Source organism: Lactimicrobium sp., assembly GCF_036453465.1.
Taxonomy (GTDB): domain Bacteria; phylum Bacillota_I; class Bacilli_A; order Erysipelotrichales; family Erysipelotrichaceae; genus Bulleidia.
Window position 1 is genome coordinate 1 of sequence record NZ_JAZHUW010000028.1, and the last position, 19,945, is coordinate 19,945.

16 protein-coding genes are annotated in these 19,945 nt (G+C 44.3%); 3 read left to right on the plus strand and 13 right to left on the minus strand.

Annotated features, from left to right (window positions below; translation table 11 throughout):
• Positions 1-398: 398 nt before the first annotated feature.
• From SOI44_RS07560 to SOI44_RS07605, 10 genes are read right to left on the minus strand one after another with little or no spacing between them, the layout of a single operon-like run.
• Positions 399-824: a hypothetical protein gene (locus tag SOI44_RS07560; protein ID WP_331348601.1), complete on the minus strand. Its 426-nt coding sequence runs from the start codon at positions 822-824 to the stop codon at positions 399-401.
• Entirely contained in the window at positions 821-1,396 is a 576-nt protein-coding gene (locus tag SOI44_RS07565) for an alpha/beta family hydrolase (RefSeq protein ID WP_331348602.1), read from the minus strand. Before SOI44_RS07565 ends, SOI44_RS07560 begins: the two co-directional genes overlap by 4 nt.
• A gap of 20 nt (positions 1,397-1,416) precedes the next feature.
• On the minus strand, positions 1,417-2,367 hold the full coding sequence (locus tag SOI44_RS07570; protein WP_331348603.1) for a tyrosine-type recombinase/integrase: 951 nt from the start codon (positions 2,365-2,367) through the stop codon (positions 1,417-1,419).
• On the minus strand, positions 2,354-3,541 hold the full coding sequence (locus SOI44_RS07575) for a DNA polymerase IV (protein ID WP_331348604.1): 1,188 nt from the start codon (positions 3,539-3,541) through the stop codon (positions 2,354-2,356). The genes SOI44_RS07570 and SOI44_RS07575 overlap by 14 nt, the downstream gene beginning before the upstream one ends.
• Complete coding sequence (gene recN / locus SOI44_RS07580; protein WP_331348605.1) at positions 3,542-5,188, minus strand: DNA repair protein RecN; 1,647 nt, start codon at positions 5,186-5,188, stop codon at positions 3,542-3,544.
• Entirely contained in the window at positions 5,185-7,044 is a 1,860-nt protein-coding gene (dxs, locus tag SOI44_RS07585) for a 1-deoxy-D-xylulose-5-phosphate synthase (protein ID WP_331348606.1), read from the minus strand. The genes recN and dxs overlap by 4 nt, the downstream gene beginning before the upstream one ends.
• Before the next feature lie 33 nt (positions 7,045-7,077).
• The gene (locus SOI44_RS07590; protein ID WP_331348607.1) at positions 7,078-7,926 is read right to left on the minus strand and encodes a polyprenyl synthetase family protein; all 849 of its coding nucleotides are present in this window, start codon (positions 7,924-7,926) and stop codon (positions 7,078-7,080) included.
• The gene (gene xseB / locus SOI44_RS07595) at positions 7,919-8,134 is read right to left on the minus strand and encodes an exodeoxyribonuclease VII small subunit (RefSeq protein WP_331348608.1); all 216 of its coding nucleotides are present in this window, start codon (positions 8,132-8,134) and stop codon (positions 7,919-7,921) included. Before xseB ends, SOI44_RS07590 begins: the two co-directional genes overlap by 8 nt.
• Before the next feature lies 1 nt (position 8,135).
• Positions 8,136-9,536: an exodeoxyribonuclease VII large subunit gene (gene xseA, locus SOI44_RS07600; RefSeq protein WP_331348609.1), complete on the minus strand. Its 1,401-nt coding sequence runs from the start codon at positions 9,534-9,536 to the stop codon at positions 8,136-8,138.
• Positions 9,533-9,910 (minus strand): transcription antitermination protein NusB, encoded by a 378-nt coding sequence (locus SOI44_RS07605; protein WP_331348610.1) that lies wholly within the window; start codon positions 9,908-9,910, stop codon positions 9,533-9,535. The genes xseA and SOI44_RS07605 overlap by 4 nt, the downstream gene beginning before the upstream one ends.
• 89 nt (positions 9,911-9,999) lie before the next feature.
• Here SOI44_RS07605 and SOI44_RS07610 point away from each other — a divergent pair, with 89 nt between their 5' ends.
• Together SOI44_RS07610 and SOI44_RS07615 are read left to right on the plus strand one after the other, a co-directional pair.
• On the plus strand, positions 10,000-10,563 hold the full coding sequence (locus SOI44_RS07610; protein ID WP_331348611.1) for a DUF5662 family protein: 564 nt from the start codon (positions 10,000-10,002) through the stop codon (positions 10,561-10,563).
• 10 nt (positions 10,564-10,573) lie between these two features.
• Complete coding sequence (locus tag SOI44_RS07615) at positions 10,574-11,185, plus strand: HD domain-containing protein (protein WP_331348612.1); 612 nt, start codon at positions 10,574-10,576, stop codon at positions 11,183-11,185.
• Positions 11,186-11,205: 20 nt separating this feature from the next.
• Here SOI44_RS07615 and SOI44_RS07620 read toward each other — a convergent pair whose 3' ends face one another.
• A complete protein-coding gene (locus SOI44_RS07620; RefSeq protein WP_331348613.1) occupies positions 11,206-13,227 on the minus strand; it encodes a hypothetical protein in 2,022 nt (673 codons plus the stop codon).
• The gene (locus SOI44_RS07625) at positions 13,224-16,739 is read right to left on the minus strand and encodes a hypothetical protein (RefSeq protein WP_331348614.1); all 3,516 of its coding nucleotides are present in this window, start codon (positions 16,737-16,739) and stop codon (positions 13,224-13,226) included. The genes SOI44_RS07620 and SOI44_RS07625 overlap by 4 nt, the downstream gene beginning before the upstream one ends.
• A gap of 206 nt (positions 16,740-16,945) precedes the next feature.
• Here SOI44_RS07625 and SOI44_RS07630 point away from each other — a divergent pair, with 206 nt between their 5' ends.
• Complete coding sequence (locus tag SOI44_RS07630) at positions 16,946-18,073, plus strand: IS110 family transposase (protein ID WP_331348615.1); 1,128 nt, start codon at positions 16,946-16,948, stop codon at positions 18,071-18,073.
• 391 nt (positions 18,074-18,464) lie between these two features.
• Here the strand turns inward: SOI44_RS07630 and pdxR are convergent, their stop codons facing one another.
• Positions 18,465-19,847: a MocR-like pyridoxine biosynthesis transcription factor PdxR gene (gene pdxR, locus SOI44_RS07635; protein WP_331348616.1), complete on the minus strand. Its 1,383-nt coding sequence runs from the start codon at positions 19,845-19,847 to the stop codon at positions 18,465-18,467.
• Positions 19,848-19,945: the final 98 nt, after the last annotated feature.

Here is a 19,945-nt window from a genome sequence, read left to right on the forward strand (position 1 = left end):
GTGCTTTCATACGCATAAGTAATTCCGGTTTTCTTGTTCTTCTGATAAACGATAGCAGACATAATTACCTCCTAGTCATATATATTATACACTATATCACTATGATGTCAATAGAAAATAGCTAATATTTGTAAATTTATAGAGACTATGTTTAAGTCAAAAAAACAAGCACCGGAATCCAGTGCTTGAATTCAAATTTATTGCTTAACGGTTAAGCCGTGAACTGTAACGTCTGAATGACGTGGGGTTCCTGCCAGTGATGGCCTTACGGCAACCACTAGCATTTCCTTTATGCAGGACTCAAGTACCTATTCTATCCTTTAAATCAAGTAGACAGTTATTGAGTTCCTCCATTATGCGTCATTTCTGATTATGGAAATATTCTTGGTAATGTTATCTTAATTGATTTCTTCTTCTGCCGGGATCCTGCTGAGCTGTTCGATCAGTCTTGTGAAGTATCCTGATTTCAAGGCATCAATCAGATCATCATTGAATGACAGACTGTCAATAAGATATAACAATGCTGCACGGATCGCTTGTTCATCCATATCTTCTGGTTTGAAATCTTCCTGCAGATTTTCCGGCTGCTTGTTTTGCTGGCTGAACCAGTCTTCCCAGGACTCTCCATTTTGCAGATCAGCACCGATCGTCTCACACATCTCATTGCATTCCTGTGAGATCACCAGATGATTGCCATGTTCATCCTCCGCATCATATTCATCATAGAATGCATCTGCCGGTTCACCATAGTATGCAAACTTGTCAGCGTGGTCCTGTAAGCCCGGCAGATATGCCAGAATTTCCTGTAGTGTTTTTTTATTCATTTCAAATCCTCGATGAATGCCTTTGTTGTCATCATGATCTTCTTGAGGTTATCCAGATCTGTTTCAAGATTTCCGGTTTCCAGTGAGTGGTTGCCATCCTGGATCAGATGCAGATCAATATCTGCTTTTTTCGCTGCTGTCTTAATTTCGTTTACATCAATCCAGCTGTCATTTGTGCCATTAAATGCAATACATCTGCCAATCAGTTCCTGATTATCTTTGAATAGATCCAAAGCTTGAGGAAACGGCGTATACAGGATCTGATCAACGCAGGCAGATGTCATTGTAGCAGCCTGAATGGCAATGAAGGAACCAATGGATTTAGAGATAAACAACAGTCGGTCATACTGAGCGAGATTGTTTTCTTCCAGCTGGATAGATGCCTGATGAAGGCATTCTTTCAGTGTATCCTGCATCTTTTCAGGCGATCCTTTCACGCTTTTAGGATCCTGGCTGTATTGGACCTTCAGAAGGTCATACCCCTCTTTTCTTGCCAGTTTGCCGGCATAATACAGCAGCGGCCTGTCATTGGTATAGCCAATACCTGGAAACAGCACAGCAGCTTTTTTCATCGTCATCCCTCCTCACTTTATCAGTGGTTGTGTTTCGTCTTATTGTTATTGTGCAGCTTTGTCACATCAATATCAATCTGCTGATCCAGCTCACCTGGATGAAATTTCTGATAGGCATCAAAAATCTGCTTGTTCTGCACATGCGTGTAGATCTCTGTTGTCGCTAAGTCCGCATGGCCAAGCATCTCCTGGATGCTTCTGAGGTCCGCACCGCCCATCATCATATGAGTCGCATAGCTGTGGCGCAGCTTGTGCGGCGTAATATGCTTCGTAAAGCCAAGCTCCAGACACTTCTGATGCAGTAAGCGCTGGATATATCTTGCATTATACGGCCTGCCAAAGTGATTGATAAAGAAGTATGGCGAACTTCCTTTGACAAACAATGGCCGCACCGTTGTAAAATACTTCTTCAATATCGCACAGGAACCAGAGGCAATTGGTACAATCCGCTCTTTGTTGCCTTTGCCTAATACTCTTACCTTTTCACTTTCCAGATCCACCCGGTTAACTTCCATATTGACGGCTTCGGAAATTCTCAAACCGCAGGCATAGATCATTTCCAGCATGGCATGATCAGCGAGCTGTGATGGCATTGTATCATCAAAGGATCCCATCAGACGGTCAATTTCTTCTTTGCTGCAATAGATGGGCAGACGTTTCTCATTGCGGTGCACCTGCAGGTTGAGGCTGGGATCTTTCTCATTATGCATGAAGGCAAGATAGTGATGAAAAGAATGAATGGAAGCTGCCATCCGTGTCAAAGACGAGGATGCTTTGCTTTCAGCCTGCTCATTCATAAAGTCATCAATAGTGCTGTAGGTGATCTCGGTTGTATCTGCGATCCCCTCTTCTTTCACAAAGGCAAGATACTGCTTTAAATCTTCTTTGTAGGAAGTCACCGTATGCATGCTTTTGCCTTCATTGATCATCTGATTGCTCAGATACTCCTGCAATGCCTCAGTGAGTTCCATCTGCCTTATCCTTCAAAAGATCACTTGCCCGCACAAACAGATGCGGACTGTTGGCCATCTTGTTCAGATCATACAGGATCGCACTGGTTGCTTCCTTATTGGCCGCATCCTGATTAAACAGATCCAGCTGGGATACCATCTCATCCGCACGTTTCAGATCGGAAAGAGAAATACCAACCAGACGTACCGGCTGAGAATCCCAGTTGGCATCAAACAGCGTCATAGCATAGTGGAAGATATCCTCACTCTTCCAGATCGGCTTGGCAATCTTCATCGAACGGTCTGCGTTGCGGAAATCAAAGTACTTGATCCGGATCGAAACACTCGTGCCAAGCTTGCGTTCTTCCTTCATCCGCTGCGACAGCCTTCTGCTCAAAGAACGGAACAAACCTCTGATCTCATCATAGTCTGTCACATCTTCCAGCATGGTCTCGGAAACACCCATGGATCTGGCATCCCATGCCTTGACGATCGTACGGTCATCATAGCCATGCGTCCTTGCCAGCATGGCATCCGTATTCCTGCCAAAGATCGGCACCAGCGCATTCTTATTGGGATATCTGGCAAGATCACCAATGGTTATAATACCAAGCTCTTTTAACAATGGTTCTGTCTTCTTGCCAACCCCGCGCATATCACCAATCGGCAATGGCCACATCTTCTGCTCAACATCCCGGATGCGCAATACCGTAATTCCCATTGGCTTTTTCATATCCGATGCCATCTTGGCCAGAAACATATTTGGCGCAACACCAATCGAACAAGGCAGTCCTGTTTCCTTTAAGATTCTCTGCTGCAGCTGCACAGCCAGATCCAGAGGATGCTGGAAATGAGAGATCGGTTCTGTCATGTCCACGTAGCATTCATCAATACTGGCCTGCTCTACTTCATCTGTATAGCTGCGCACAATGGACATAAACTGAGATGATAACTGTTCATAGAAGGCATAATGCCCCGGCAGCACCAGCAGATCCGGGCACAGCTTGATCGCTTCCTGGATAGGCATGGCAGAGTGGACACCATAGGCTCTTGCCTCATAGGATGCCGTTGATACCACACTGCGCCTTGTATTGCCGCTGACAGCAGCCGGTTTGCCTTTGATGCTGGGATCCAGCAGAATCTCAGCATTGATGAAGAAGGCATTCAGATCAACATGAAAATATACATGAGCCATTTATGCATGGCTCCTTTCCAGCAGCTCCTTTGCGGCCTGCCGCGATGCATCACTCAGGGAACCGCTGGCAATCAATGCAAGCTGATCAATGCGCTGTGCTTCATCCAGCAAAGATACCGTCGTACGTGTCACATCATTCTTCACATGCTTGGCAACAAGGTACTGACGATCTGCCCAGGCAGCTACCGGGGCAAGATGGGTCACAGCAAATACCTGGCAGTCATTTGACAATGCTTTCATCTCTTTGCCGATACTGCCTGCTACCTTGCCGGATACACCAGTATCAATCTCATCAAAGATCACTGTTTCAATGCCCTGCAGGTGTGTAAAAATGACCTTCAGGCCCAGCATCAAACGCGCAAGTTCACCACCGGATGCCGTCTTGGCAAGCGGCTTGAGATCCTCACCGGCATTCATGGCAACCATGAACTGCACATGGTCGCTGCCAATGTTAGTGGGTGCACCTGTGATCATCTCCACCTGGAAGCGTGCATTTGGCAGCATCAGCTCCTTCAGTCTGGCATTGACCTGTGCATTAAGATGCGGGATACCCTTGAGACGGATATCATGCAAAATATGATCCTCTTTGTCGTAGGCCTGCTTTGCTTTCCTGATCTTTGCATTGATCTCTTCCAGGAATTCCTGTCTGTGCTCAAAGCGGTCCACCTGTTTCTGCAGCTCATCCTTCTTTGCAAGAATGGCAGGGATGTCATGGCCGTATTTGCGCTTGAGCTTCTGTATCGTAAACAGACGCTCCTCCATGGCATTGATGTCATCCTCAGACATGTCCATCTCATCCTTCATCTGGCGCAGAGACTCCAAAGCATCCGTCATGCTGTAATACGCATCCGAAAACTGGTTCTGGATCTCATCCAGATGCTGATCATCACCAGGCAGAGCGCTGATCCACTTACGCATGTCATAAAGATTGTTTGAAACGCTGTCATCATACAGTGTGAAAATCTGGTTCAGCTTCTCAAAGGAATCCTGGATGGCATGGTACTGCTTTTCCTTTGCCTCCAGCTCTTCCTCTTCTCCCTCTTTCAGATCCGCCTCTTCAATCTCCTGAATCTCATAGCGGAAATATTCAAGATCATTCTCATTGTAGGTATCTGATAAAGCCTGCTCTTTTTCAGTTTCCAGCGCTTTCCAGGCATCCCATGCCTGCATGACTTCCTGCAGCTGCGCATCATCCTGGAGGAAACGATCCAGCAGATGAATATGCAGACTCGTATTGAGCAGATAGGCGTTGTCACGCTGGCCATGAATATCGATCTCATTTGCCAGCACATCCTTTAACAAGGCTAATGTTACGATACGGTGGTCAATGCGGGCAGTGCTTTTGCCATTTGCGGCAATATCACGTGTAAATGTCACATCATGATCGCTGTCAAAGCCGGCTTCCTGCAGCACGCGGCAGGCATGTTCGTCATGGCTTAGATCAAACGTGCCTTCCACAATTGCCTTCTCTTTGCCTTTCATGACCAGCGAAGCACTGGCACGCTCTGCTTTCAGCAGTGAGATCGCATCAATCAGAATCGACTTACCAGCACCGGTTTCACCAGTAAAGGCACTGAAGCCGGAAGTGAAATCCAGATTCAGCTCATCAATGAGAACAAAGTTTTGAATATAGAGGTTTTTAATCATAAAAGTGTGTTCAGTCTGTCCAGCAGTGCATTCAGATCAATGCCAAGATCATGGCGCAGCCTTGTCTCTGCACCCTGTGGCACATAGACATCGCCAATCCCCATCTCTTCCGTTTTCACATCCAGATGATGATCCGCAAACCAGGCAATGATGCTCTCACCAAGACCTCCGGATTTCATATCCGTCTCATAGATCAATACCGGCAGATGGCTGTTTGCAATCTTTTGCAGCATGTCTTCATCCATTGGCTTGAAGAAGCGGCAGTTGACAACCGTCACCGGAATCTGATTCACCTTCAGCTTTTCCGAAATGACATCCACACTTGGCCCATAGGTCAATACCCATGCCTTGTCATGATCCGTGGATGGATACGTGGTCCAGCTGCCAATGGCAATTGGAGGTACTTTGCGCTGTGCTTCTTCTTTGACAACGCCCTTGGGATAGCGGATGGCAAAGGGATGGTTCTGTGAAAAGGCAAGATGGGTCAAAGCTCTGGCCTCCGGGGCATCCTTGCCCTGGGCATAGATCAGATTCGGCAGCGATTTGAGAATACCGATATCAAAGATGCCATGATGGGTTTCTCCATCCGAACCAACCAGACCGGCATGGTCAATGCCAATCACAACCGGCAGATCCATACGGCAGATATCGTGGTTCACCTGGTCATAGGCTCTCTGCAGAAAGGAACTGTAGACAGCCAGATAAGGCCGTTTGCCAGAGATGGCAAGACCTGCCGCAAAGGTCGCTGCATGTTCCTCGGCAATACCGCAGTCAAAAGCACGCTCCGGATGGCGGGCAAAGAACTTCTGCAGAAAGCTCCCCTGTATCATAGCAGGTGTGATGGCCACAATGCGATCGTCACTGTCCGCCAGATCACATACCATATCCGAAAACAGCCTGCCCCATGGCACATAGCCAGCCGGCACATCATGCAGCGGCTTGCCGGTATCCGGATTAAACGGACCCACACCATGCCATTTGCCCTCATGGTCATTCTCACAGGGCAGATAGCCTTTGCCCTTTTTGGTGATCACATGGACAACGACCGGTCCATCATACTTCTTAGCAACATTGAGGACCTGAATCAGATCATGGATATTATGGCCGTCCACCGGTCCCATATATTCCAGATTGAACTGGCCGAAGATCCCGGTATCGACAATATTCTCCTTGATGGAGTTCTTCATATTCTTCAAAGAACGGTAAATGCCGCGGCCGAATTCATTCCTGTTCAGGTTTTCCTTCAGGGAATCCTTGAAGTTGTTATAGCCATCACTTGCTCTGAGTCTTGCAAAGTTATAAGTCATGGCACCAACGTTGCGGGAAATCGACATGTTGTTGTCGTTGAAGACAATGATGATCTTCTTTTTCTCATAACCGATCTCATTGAGTGCTTCAAAGGCCATGCCTGAGCCTAGCGACCCATCGCCAATGACCGGTACAATCTGATAGTCTTCATGATCCAGATCACGGGCAACGGCCATGCCAAGGGCAGCGGACAAAGATGTTGAGCTGTGTCCTGCCTCCCAGACATCATGGATGCTTTCCGAGCGTTTCTGGAAGCCGGAAAGACCATGGTACTGACGCAGGGTAGAAAACTGTGATGCCCGCCCGGTCAGGATCTTATGGGTATAGGACTGATGGCCGACATCAAAGAATACCTTGTCACGCGGCGTATTAAATACATAATCCAGGGCAATGGTCAACTCCACTACACCCAGATTGCTGGCCAGATGGCCGCCGGTATGCGAAATGCTCTCAATCAGAAAACGGCGGATCTGAGCCGCCAGCTCATTGAGCTCATCAAGCGACATATCTTTGATATCAGCAGGACTTTTTATATCGTACAGATTCATTTATTACTCCAGTAGTTTGTTCAATGCGTATTGTTACTTGTTCCGCTTTTGAACTGAATGAATCAGTGTGATCAGTTCCTTGGCGTCAAACCCCTTAAATTGTGCAGCCCTCTTGCAGCTGTCATCATACAGCATATTCATGACTTCTTTTGCCTTGTCAATGCCAAGCAGCGTCACACTGGTAACCTTGTCATTGCGCGCATCCGAATTGGATTTGCCAAGCTGTGCACTGGTCAGCTCGACATCAAAGATGTCATCCTGAATCTGGAAGGCAAGCCCCATCTCATCTCCCAGATCATGCCAGGAAGCCACAACCTCTTCACTTTCACCAGCCAGTACAGCACCAATCATCAGCGGTGCTGACAAAAGGCAACCTGTCTTCTTGTGATGAATGTTCTGCAGTGCTTCCCAATCCGGCTGATCCACCGTTTCTTCTGTATCCAGGCACTGGCCAAGCACCATGCCGGCAGGACCTGCCATCTTGGCAAGAATGGCAATGCTGCGCTGTACTTTCTCAGCCGATACCGGGGCACCGGCTGCTACTTCAAAAGCATAAGTCAAAAGACCATCACCAGCAAGAATGGCCGTTGCTTCATCAAACTGCTTATGACAGGTTGGTCTGCCCCTTCGCAGATCATCATTGTCCATGGCTGGCAGATCATCATGAATCAACGAATAGGTATGAATCATCTCCAGTGCAGCCGCAAAGGCAGTGGCATCCTTTTCAGGTACATCATATCCCTTTGCCGTGGCAAACAGCAGTCTCGGACGGATCCGCTTGCCCCCGGCAAGAAGAGAATAGCGCATCGCTTCCTGCACACGGGAAGCCGGCAAGGCATCCATATAGCTGTTCAATACATCATCAAAAAACGATTCACTCATGATCCTGCTCACCGCCATTCTCTTTGACAATCTCATTTACTTTATTTTCAAACTGCTTCAAAGAAGCATCACAGGACTTCACCAGTTTGAGCCCTTCCTCAAACATGGCAACCGTCTGATCAAGAGGTGCATCATTCTGTTCCAGCGCATTCACGATCTCTTCCAGTCTCGCCATGCTCTCTTCAAAAGTCAATTTCTTCGCTGCCATATCAAGGCTCCTTTCTTGTTTCAAGTATCTCTGCCTCAGCACTGCCTGCACCAAAGCGCATCTTCACCTGATCACCGGCAGATAATTCTTCAACTGTATGAACTGCTTTGCCATCTTTCATGACAACCGCATAGCCGCGGTCCAGTACTTTCAAAGGTGAATAGGCATCCAGCAGCCGCATCTGTTTCTCAAGATCACTGCGTTTTCTTTCCAGCACAATCTTTTCACCACTGGTTAAGCGTGTATCGAGATTTCGCAGCTCACTTTGTTCCTGATGAATACGGCCAAGACAGGCCATTATCATCCGATTGCGGTAATCCATGTTCTTCTGCATCAGCAGACTCTCTTTGGTATGAATCTGCTTTGATAAAGCATGAGACAGCTGTTCAAAATGATTGCGCTCTTCCTTGATGACGGACGTATAGCCAAGAATTCTTTCCCGCAGATAATCCAGCTTCATCTGTTTCTGGTTATAGAGATTCTCCGGCCGGCTCAATACAGCAGAAGCAGAAAGATGTTCCAGCTGCTTCTTCGCATTGTCCAGACGTACCTGCATCTGATGAACCATGCGGTCCTGATACTGATGCAATAGATCTTCTACTTCATGAATATCCGGAGTAGCTGCTTCTACCGCACCGGTTGGTGTATTGGCACGATGATCCGATACATAGTCAACAAGTGTGGTATCAATCTCATGGCCAACGCCGGTCACAATCGGTGTGTGCATGGCAAACACGGTTCTGGCCAGGTTTTCATCATTGAAACACCAGAGATCCTCCAGAGATCCCCCGCCTCTAACAAGCAGAATCACATCATGGTGTGCCTGATCTGCCTGATGCAGCGCATCAATAATCTTCACGGCTGCCCCTTCTCCCTGCACAGCAGCAGGATAGACAACAGCTTTCGCAATCGGCCAGCGCTTTTTCAATGTAATCAATACATCCGAAAGAGCAGCGGTATGATTGCCAGTCACAATGCCAATCGACATCGGATACAAAGGCAGCGGCTTTTTATAGATATCCTGAAACAGTCCCTCAGCAGACAGCTTCTTCTTCAAGGCTTCCAGCTGCAGATACAGATCACCGATGCCGCTGGGCTTCATGGCATCCACCATCATCTGCATCCGTCCTTCACTTTCATAGACCGTTACATCAGCACGGACAATGACCTTATCACCGTTTTTGGGATCAAACTTCACATTGCGGTTGCGTGAGGAAAACATCACACATGCCATGGATGCCCTGTCATCTTTTAAAGAGAAGTACCAGTGTCCGCTGTAAGGCTTTCTCAGGTTGGATATTTCACCTTCAATCAAAACGCCGTGCAGGACGGGATTTCCTTCCAGCTGGCCCTTGAGATAATGGACCAGGGTGCTGACCGGAACAATCCTTCTGCCGCTCATATGACATCCAGTACCCGGTTGATCAGCTTATAGGCATCCTTGTCACAGTACTTCCGTGCCATTTCCACGGACTCATCAATAATCACTGCGGCAGACAGCTGCTTGAGATCAAACTCAGCACAGCCATTCAGCAGAATCGCCTTTTCGATCATACCCAGACGATCAAAAGACCAGTCCTTGAGCACTTCATTGATATAGCCAGCATAGCGGTCCTTGTTTTTCACTGCCGTGCGGATCACATCCACAAAATACGGATCTACATCTTCCACTTTCATCTGGTATGTATCTTCAATCAGCTCATCCAGATCCCTCTCAGCAAGCAGATCCTCATAGACGGTGATCATCGCCTTTTCTCGTTCTTCATGTCGGTTCATATGCAATCTCCTGCGTCCTATTTTAGCATCGTTTCCCACTCTTTTACAGCCGACTTGACCATGGCCGCAATTGCTTTAAAATCGTATCTATGCAGACAAATCCACAACAGAAACCACTGGCATGGCGCTTTGTCCACCACCTGCATACGATTGACAGCCACAGGTATCAGGTCATGCGCAACTGCTTCGCCTGCGGCCTGTACCGCCAGGGCCTTGCCCACGATCTTTCCAAGTATTCTCCCAGTGAATTCTGGGTATCGGTCAAGTACTTCCAGGGTGACAAGTCTCCGTATATGAAAGAGAAGCAGATCAAGGGCTATTCCCTTGGCTGGCTGCACCATAAAGGCAGAAACAGACACCACTGGGAATACTGGTATGACATGATTGACGGAAAGTGGCAGCCGATCAAGATGCCCTACAACTATGTGGTCGAGATGGTCTGCGACCGGGTGGCCGCCTGCAAGGTATACCAGAAAGAAAAGTATACCGACGCATCGCCGCTGCAGTACTATCTGTCAAGAAATGACAGAATGTACATGCATCCACAAACAGCACAGGCCCTGGAAGAAGCCCTGACTATGATACAGAACAAAGGTGAAAAAGCAACCTTTGCCATTCTCAGAAAAAGAATCCAGGAACATTACACATATTAGGAGAGAATATATGGATAACGAACGGCTGAACAAACAGCTCGCCTTCATCCTTGAGCTGGACAAAGAAAAGAATATTCTGCGGCAGACACATCTCACCAATCATGGCAGAAGAGAAGATGATGCCGAGCATGCGTGGCATATGGCCATCATGGCATACCTGCTGCAGGAGTACAGCAATGAACCCGTGGATATCGCCCATGTCATGATCATGTGCTTACTGCATGATGTTGTTGAAATCGATGCCGGTGATACCTATGCCTATGATGAAGAAGGCAAAAAGACCCAGCATGAGCGGGAAGAAAGAGCAGCAGACAGGATCTATGGGATGCTGCCAGAAGACCAGAAGATTCCCCTGCGCACATTATTTGAAGAGTTTGAAGCCAACAAAACACCCGAGGCAAAGTTTGCCCATGCCATGGATAACCTGCAGCCCCTTCTGCTTAATGACAGCAATGGCGGCGGTGACTGGAAAGAGCATCATGTTTCCTATAACACCGTCATGCAAAGACAGGGCAAAACCAAAGAAGGATCCGAGGTGCTGTTTGAGCTCATCAAAGCAAAGATGGATAAACATGCGGGTGAGGGAAACCTCATTGATGACAGAGATAAGAAAGATCAATGATGACAAGCCGGTTCTCATGCTTACTGCAGAGAAACGGTTTTTATTTTTTCGCGGAGATATTTGAAAGGAAATGGAATAACAGTGAGCTGACCATTACGTACAAACTCCACCTCCATCAGTGGCAGCAGCTTATCAAAGAATAAAGGAGAACCAGATACTGCCTCTATTTCACGAATCAAGGAAGCATGCTGAATCAAATTCTTCATCCCCCTTCCGACATCTCCTACGCAATAGTACGCATGAGCATCATCAAGCATGGCATAGTTGATATCTGTAACACCGTGAAAATACATTTCCCTTGCACTCTGATCACGAAGATAAGCATGCAGTAAAATGCCTGTGTCATGATACAGAGTATCCGAGATTCTGTGCTTCAGTGTGCGATTGGAAATGCTGGAAAGAAGAGTTTTCTTATCATATTCATGATCTATATCAATCGTATTGATTAACTCTTTCAGATCACTCTCTACGGTATTTGAAAGACTTTCTTCAAGAACCTGACGGCAGGCAGAAAGCAAATCAGATCCATGAATAGATTTCTTTTCAGCTTCAAGTTTCAGGATTTCTGCAATATCCTGAAATTCAGGAAGTGTAAACAACAAAGTATCCCTGATCAGATTGAGATTGCCCTGATCATCCTGAATAACACCCTTCACATTCTTATCCTTGAAGCAATTCATTAGTCTGGTATTTGCAGAGTAATTGAATAGATCAAATGACATTTTCTCAAATGCAAATGTACCATCCGAATGAATCGTCATGAAATAATAATCGTCATCCTGCTTTAAACAAAAGATCCAGTCGTTTTTGTATGCGTATGATTGCCAGTCTGCAAGCATAATTGCACTTGTTTGCAAATCATTTTTAATGACCAGTTCTTTCAGTACGGTCATGATTGCAGCATCTGTGTCATGGGAAAAGTTCTCAACGGTAATGTGCTGGGCAACTACATCTTTTTTTGCAGCACTATTATGTGGATCAGATGCCTGATACTGCTCATAGTATGGCTTGTCATGAATATAACAGATATTGTATTTCTGATGACAAATCCTCTGGCCTACTGTTGCATGCACACCAGGAAACTGCTCTTCTATTCTGGCTTTCAACCCTTCCAGATAAGCAATAGATGTTGCAGATTTCACCTGATCAACGAAGTGGATCTGTTTTGCCTGGATGCAGTTTCTTACGATGTTCTGATATTCTTTCAGGTCTTCTTTGTGTACCGGAATGGTGTCTGTTATTGGAAATTCAACAAAACTGATTTTGACATAGTTACCCAGCTTTTTCTGAGCAAGACAAAGAACATCATATAAGATGCCAATTTTGGTGGTTTGATAATGATTCCAATCAGAAAAGGCAAGAAATGGAACATGTGCCCGCTTATCTTTCACAGGCTTGATGATAAAGTTTTCTTTCGCATTTAATTCATTTTTCATGGCCCTTCTCAAGCTTGAATGATATGCGAATCGATATTGAGGGTAATCATGAAACTGCAGCTTTTGATTCTGAAAATCCATCTGCTTTCTAAGAAGAATAGAAGACAAGGAATGCGCCATCATATGCAGATCCAGATTTTTCCCGATTTTAAGCTCAAGAGCGGCCATTCCCCATATATTGCCATCTTTATCACGCTTGATCCATTCAGGCCGATAACATAATAATCTGCCTGTCAGATTGACATACTGCATACACTCTTTTGCAGCATTGGAGAGGCTGTTAAGAAGAAGCTGCAGAAGAATGTGACCAGGAAGATCCTCTGCTAAGACGCTCTTAATGGATAGCGTATTTGCTTTATCAAAGGAACGCAAAACAGCAATGATTTCAGATTTCGAAGCTGTTCCAGCTGGTGTCAGAATATAGAATGTTTTGCCAGTATCATATGCGATGGAACTGATTTTCAGACTCTGTCCGCAATCAAGAAAACCTGCTCCAAAAGAAATATACTTTTCAGATGTTGTCACCATGAAAATAGAGAAATCCCTGTTGATGACATCATATTGAAAAACAGCATGGATTTTGCTGCTGCGCATCGTATATGTCATTTCAGATAACCTCCATTCATGATCTCAGAAAGCATCTTTGAGGACAGTTCTTTTTTGTTAAGATCAAAGAGATACGGAATTTCAATGATCCTTCCATCATCGCTTGGTGTAATTTGAGAACCCTCATATCCAAGGATGTTAATGATAACAGCACGTCTTCCATGGCATTTATCAAGTTTCTGCATGATTTTTTCCTTTTGCTCTTTGGCATCAACTCTCATCGTGTCTTTCCAGTATTTGAAATCAAGATAAATACCGTTGTCCAAAACAGAGTCAAAGAGCTCAAAATGAGCAGGATCATCTATAGGCATTACCTTGATATGAAGATATGTCTCTAAGATAAATTTTCCGATTTCCTCTCCCAGAGCACCTTTGTAGATATTGTTGAATTCGGGCGGCGTCATAATATAATCATTCTTCTTAAATTCGACAGCGAACTGATTCTTTTCAAAATATTCTCTTAATCCAGGAATCGTCAGAACATCCTGCAAATGGATATCTTCCTGTGAAACCTTTTGAGGAAGATCCATATCAAATGAAACATCGTTTTGATGATAATCATTTTCCTGCCGATAAGAATATCTATTTGCTTTAACGGGAAGCTTAAAGTATATGTTTTTCCATTCTGGATGCTGTTCAATGATTTCTAAGGAGACCGTTGGATACTTCAACAGTATCATTCTAAGCGTTCTCCATTGTTCAATTGATATTTTGTCCCACGTGCTCTTTAAAATCGATTGGATGGCTTGCATGGATTGATCAGATAGAATATCGGCCTGATTCTTCAGTTTAATGTATTCTTTCGATTCTGAGTGCTGCTGATATTTCAAACTCTCATTAACAATTGCGCGAAATTCCGGATTCATCAGTCTTGTCTTCATGATTCTAAAATCACATTTCTGAAAACATTCTTCATCAATCATGATCTGAATATCCGGATTTTTATGACCTGTACGGCAGATCCGGCCAACTGCCTGAATAAGTACCTGGAGAATAGAATTGTTATAGGAATTATTATCATACAGATCATTTCCTAAAGTTCTGATACCCTCTGATTTTGATGATGGAAGAATTGCACCATCATCTCTTTGAAGGTGCCGGAAACCTTCCTTTATCAGTGCAATTCCTGCTGCCTGCGAGATATCACCGGATTCCATCAGAAATTCGATCTGATAAATCAGCCTGATCAGATTCTCATCCGATAGTTCTGAATAAATGTTCACCACTTGATTTGTTGGTTTCTCAAGATAAATACTGTCAAAGTCTCTTTTATGATTATCCCATGTATGATCATTTACTGCGATCAGCTTCTGCCGCTTTGGCGCATCATATTGCAAATTCTGACCAGCGCCAAGCGTACTGTAGGATGTCAGTACAAAACGCTTTTCACCTTTGGACAAGTCTTCACAAAGTAATTTTTGATTCTCACGAAAGTTTTCAGAACTCATGATGACAAACATTTTTTCAACATCATATTGTTTGTTAAGATGATGATTCATTATCCTAGCTGCCTTAATGATCAGCTGACGATCAAGCTTGCCGCCAGAGTCTTTTGCAAGTTTATTGCTGAAACACAGACAGGAATGCAAAGAATCATTCTTCATGAACATTTTTACTGCCGTCAGGATTTTTAATAATGCTTTTTTATCATGTGATTTATCTATAGTTCGATCGAGTTCATTACAAAATTCTTCACCTTCCTCTTCATCTTCAAGCAGGTCAATGCATGTCTGCTTGAAATCTTCGTTTACATTGATTGGATTGACATGTATGTTGACATTGTGATATCCAATATTTGAATTTTCAAATTCGGTTCTGATATTCTGCAGATCCTCTTCAGGAAGCTTGTAATAGTTGCTTCCAAGCACAGTTTTCAGCCAGTCAAGATCATAATTACTAAGTACCGTAGGCAGAGTAGCAGTTGCAGAAATACCAATCACATGTGCGGATTCGCAGATCTGTTTCATGACATGTTCAGGTGTTTCATTGAAATCATATAATCTGATTTCTGAATGCATCTGATGTGTTGGCTCGTCCAAAAAATCATAATAGCGGAATCCTTTTGCATATACAGATTGATCCAATTGCTCCATAGGGATTCTGTGTGTATTCTGCTTTTTCCTTCTGTTTGTGATTTCACCAGAAAGCACCTGCTCGCGTAAGTAATTCTTGAAATCTTTTGCAGGAACAAACTCACTCAGAATAGACTGTACAGCTTCATCAAAAGAAAAGTCATCATCACCCGATTTATTCTTTTCATCCATATAGTTTTTATAATTCATGCCAAGATATCCGCAGCCATTGACAAAATATGACAGAGAACCTTTTACACTGCTCAACATTCCAATCACACTCTTTTCATTTGTGCTCATTTTCTTGCTGCAAAGCCGCAGCCAGTTCTGCTTGGAATTTTTATCAGTGTTGATTTCAATGAAGCTGTTCTTTCCTTGAAAAACAGAATGATATTTCAGGTCATTGAACAAGAAGTTTCTGCCATTTGATTGGCTGTCTGGTTCCAGACGAAAACTATACTGCATGTTATACTGCGCATACGTTTCATCCAGAACCCTTTCGATCTCCTTGACAATATCAGATGGTGATTTATATTTCTCGCTATCATCCCGGTATTTCCTACTGGCCTTAGATTCTGCTGTGAGCTCACTTGGAAGTCCTTTGGTCTTGATCACGGAATGGAGCTGATCAAATAATGCAAGATAATCAATTTTTGACTCAATGCCTTTACTGATAATCTGGTTCAGCAAATGGGATTTTGTAGAATCAACTTCATCAATAAAGATTATAGAATCCTTGATGATCGGGTGATTGTAAAAGGTATAAGTGGGCTCTATTAAAGTAGAATTACCCAAGAAGAACTTATCAATAGACATGAAAAATACTCGCTTTTCAATTGTTTTAACGGCAGGATACAGTTCTGCAATCCACTGGTAGCTTTCATTATTTTCAATCAATTGCAATCTCTGCTTGGGAGATTTCCAACGAGATTTGAGCAGTTCTTCGATCTTATGCCTGAATTTAGGCTCATCCGTATTGCTGAATTGTTTCAAAGCGTTATCAAACAATGATTTTTCAAAAAGATCATGGGAGCAAGATTGACTTCGATAGTTATTAATAAAATCTGCTCTGCTGATTACATTCTGATATTCAGGCCATTGCTGAATTGATGAAGGTACTTTGATAGTATTCTCTTTCTTGCGAAGACTATTCAGCAGTGCATCAGCATTGTTATCCAGCATGATAACGTCACGCTGAAAATCCATCAAACGGTCATTTTTTACGAAAAGACTTTTCAAATCATTGACAGGAAGATTTTTCTTCAGTGTTGTCAGGAAGAAGAATTTTTTATTCCGGTACTCTTTATCATCATAGTGATCATAAATAAAGTTCAGAACGTTATACGTTTTCCCTGATCCTGTCGGTGCATCAAGCAGTAATAATCCGTTATCTCTTTCGTGGCAGAATCTTTCAATCGCTTTTTCCATTGCGTTACTCATATTCGTTTTCTCCTTGCATATATTCACATTCAGCATATGTTAAGAGAAAAATGTTGTTGTACCTGTTCCCGTACAGCAATAAAAAATTTTAGACAATATGTAAAAGCCCTCCATTAACTTGTGTGTTCGAGGATCATCCCGCATACTTGTTATTGGCTAAAAAAGAGATGGGGAAGTTGCCTCATCCAAGAAAGGAAGGCCTTTACATGATAGCATACGTTGGAATTGATGCACACACCACAAACTACACACTCTCTACTTGTCTTGAAGGATCCGCAGTATCAGTGAATACAAATACGTATTCCCCTGCTGTTGCCAACATCGTTAACTACTGCAAGGGAATCCGCAAAAAGTTCGGAAATGATACAAAGATCGTAACCGGGTATGAAGCCGGATGCCTTGGTTTCAAGTTGAAGCGTGATCTTGAAAAGAATGGCATTACCGCAAAGGTTCTGGCTCCTGCCTCTATTACGGGGACAGAGATAAACAGACGCCGCAGGAAAAAGACTGACAAGCGTGATGCCGAAGCGATTGCCAAGGCATTGAAGAACCATGAATACAGTGAAGTTTACACACCGGATGAAGAAGATGAAGCTGTTCGTGATTACATCCGTATGGAGCAGGATCATAAGAAGCAGCTAAGGGTGATCAAGCAGCAGATCTGTGCGTTTACAACCAGACATGGGTATCAGTATACCGATGGCAAAAACTACTGGACAAAGAAGCACCTGAAGTGGCTTAAAGAACTTCCTCTGGAGGGGATCAATAAGGAAACGCTGGATGCTTACCTGCTTTCTTATGAAACAGTTAATGATCGTCTGGAACAGCTGAACAGACGCATTGAAGAGATCGCTGAAAAGGATAAATACCGTGAGGCAGTGCATAAACTGACCTGCTTTAAGTCGATTAAGGTCCTTACTGCTCTGGCTTTGATTGTGGAGATTGGGGATTTCACCAGATTCGTCAAGGCAAAGAACTTTGCGGCATTCCTTGGCTTGGTTGCAGGGGAGCTCAGCAGCAGTGACAATCAGAACCAGACAGGTATTACGAAGCAGGGAAATTCGTTTCTGCGCAAACTTCTTGTGGAATGTGCACAATCCTTCTCACGGGCATCGTCTGGCAAGAGCGCAGCCTTGAAGAAACGCCAGGAAGGAAACACAGCTGAAATCATTGCCTATGCGGATAGAGCAAATGAACGTCTTCGCAAGAGGTATCTGCGCCTTGTGCTGCACAACCGGAAATGCCATAACCAAGCGACGACTGCAGTAGCACGAGAGCTGGCGTGCTTTATATGGGGCATGATGACAGGCAATATTCACACTGCTCTTGCTTAACATATTGCAAAGGATGATAGGCAGCAGCTTGATATAGCACAAATAATGAGAGTATAAATAACTTGAATAGTAATCAAACCGATGAATCACAGCAACACATGAATAAACTGAGGGCATCAGGAAGGAGTCGTCCGGATATAAATTGGACGGTTCAGCTATCTGCGATTAAGCTATGATGGCACTGATTCTTAAGTGATCCACGATTTTAGACAGCAGAGCTGGCGGCGAAACCATTGGCCTGTGGGGTGGGAGAGCAATTGTCCCTGATACACGAATAACAGAATGGCTAACTACCGCGAACTGTTTACAATCCGGAACTCTTTCCTCATGCCCTCAAATAGTAAAAGAAGACATTTTGCCAAAATTGAGAATTAGCCCTTGACAGTGGCTTTTACATAACAGTTATCACGTCATCCAGCAGCTTTAATGCCTGTTGGATCTTTTCATTTGGGATGGCAGCGTAATTGATGACTAAGATCTGTTCATGATCTTTATGGCTGCCATGCCAGAAGGACAGATACATGCCAGATTGTTCTGCGCTTTGAATGAGCTGTTGTTCTGTTTTATCTGTGTGAATATGCAGCAGAAAATGGGTGCCGGCTCCATATTCTTCAATCCTGGTTTTCTGCATCAGTGCTTTATCATTTCGTATGGCTGTAAGGATGTTCTGTCTGTGTTTTCGATAATACGTTAACAGCCTGTCCAGGTGTCTTTGGAAGTAACCTTCTTCCATGAATTCTGATAAAGCATACTGCTCGAATGTCGAGACAGAATTGGCATAGAAGCCGATGTTTTTTTCATAGGTCTCTAACAGATCATCCGGCAGGATCATATAGCTGATGCGTAAGGAAGGAATCATGGTCTTGGAAAAGGTGTTCATGTAGATGACTTTGTTCTGGGTATCTTCTGAGAACATCGTCTTCTTGTAGCCGCCATCATACCGAAATTCACTGTCATAATCATCTTCAATCAGATATCTGCCTGGTTTTGCATTGACCCATTCAAAAAAGGCAATGCGCTGGTCTACCGGCATGGCTCTGCCAATCGGAAAAAGATTGGCTGGTGACAGCTGGGCAATCGTGACATCTTTTGCAAGCTGATCAGGACTCATGTTCTGCTGTTCCAGGGGCACTTTATCAAAGCGGATCTTGAGATGCCTGGCAATGGAGGCAAAGGTATGCGTACCGGTATCACCTGCCGCAATTACAGTGTTTTCCGGCAGGATCATCAACAGTCTTGTATACAGATATTCTGTACCGGCACCAATGATGATATTGGCTGGATTGACAGCCATACTGCGGTTTTCATAGAGATACTTTGCAATGGATGCCCGCAATTGGTAAAGACCCTGCCATGGCACGGTCTGACTCAATGTCTCAGTTGGATAGTTCAGGGCATTGCGCATACATCTGGACCATTGAGAGAAGGGGAAGAGTCTTGTCGAAACCTGGTTGGCCTTGAAGTCAATCTCGTATGCTTTTTCCTGTTTTGGATCTTCGGCTGGAATGGAAAACGGTTTGACTGGTTTCATGCGGTAATTGATCTTCTTGATGTAATAGCCGCTTTTCTCTTTGACATACAGCCATCCCTCATCCGTTAACAGCTCATATGCTTTCTTGACAGAGGTAATACTGATATGAAGATTGGCTGCCATTTCCCGTCGGCCCGGCAGCTTCTGGTCTGGTTTGAGATGGCCATTGATGATATCTTCACGGATGCCTTCATAGAGTGTTTCGTATTTAAACTGATCTGTTTTAAAGTTGTAGTCAAACATATCTGGTACCTTTTTATTTAAACTGACTGGTTCTTTTGAAAGGACCAGTTTCTCTTTATGCTATCAGTGTACCAAGTAGTTAAGAGAAAACAAAGGAG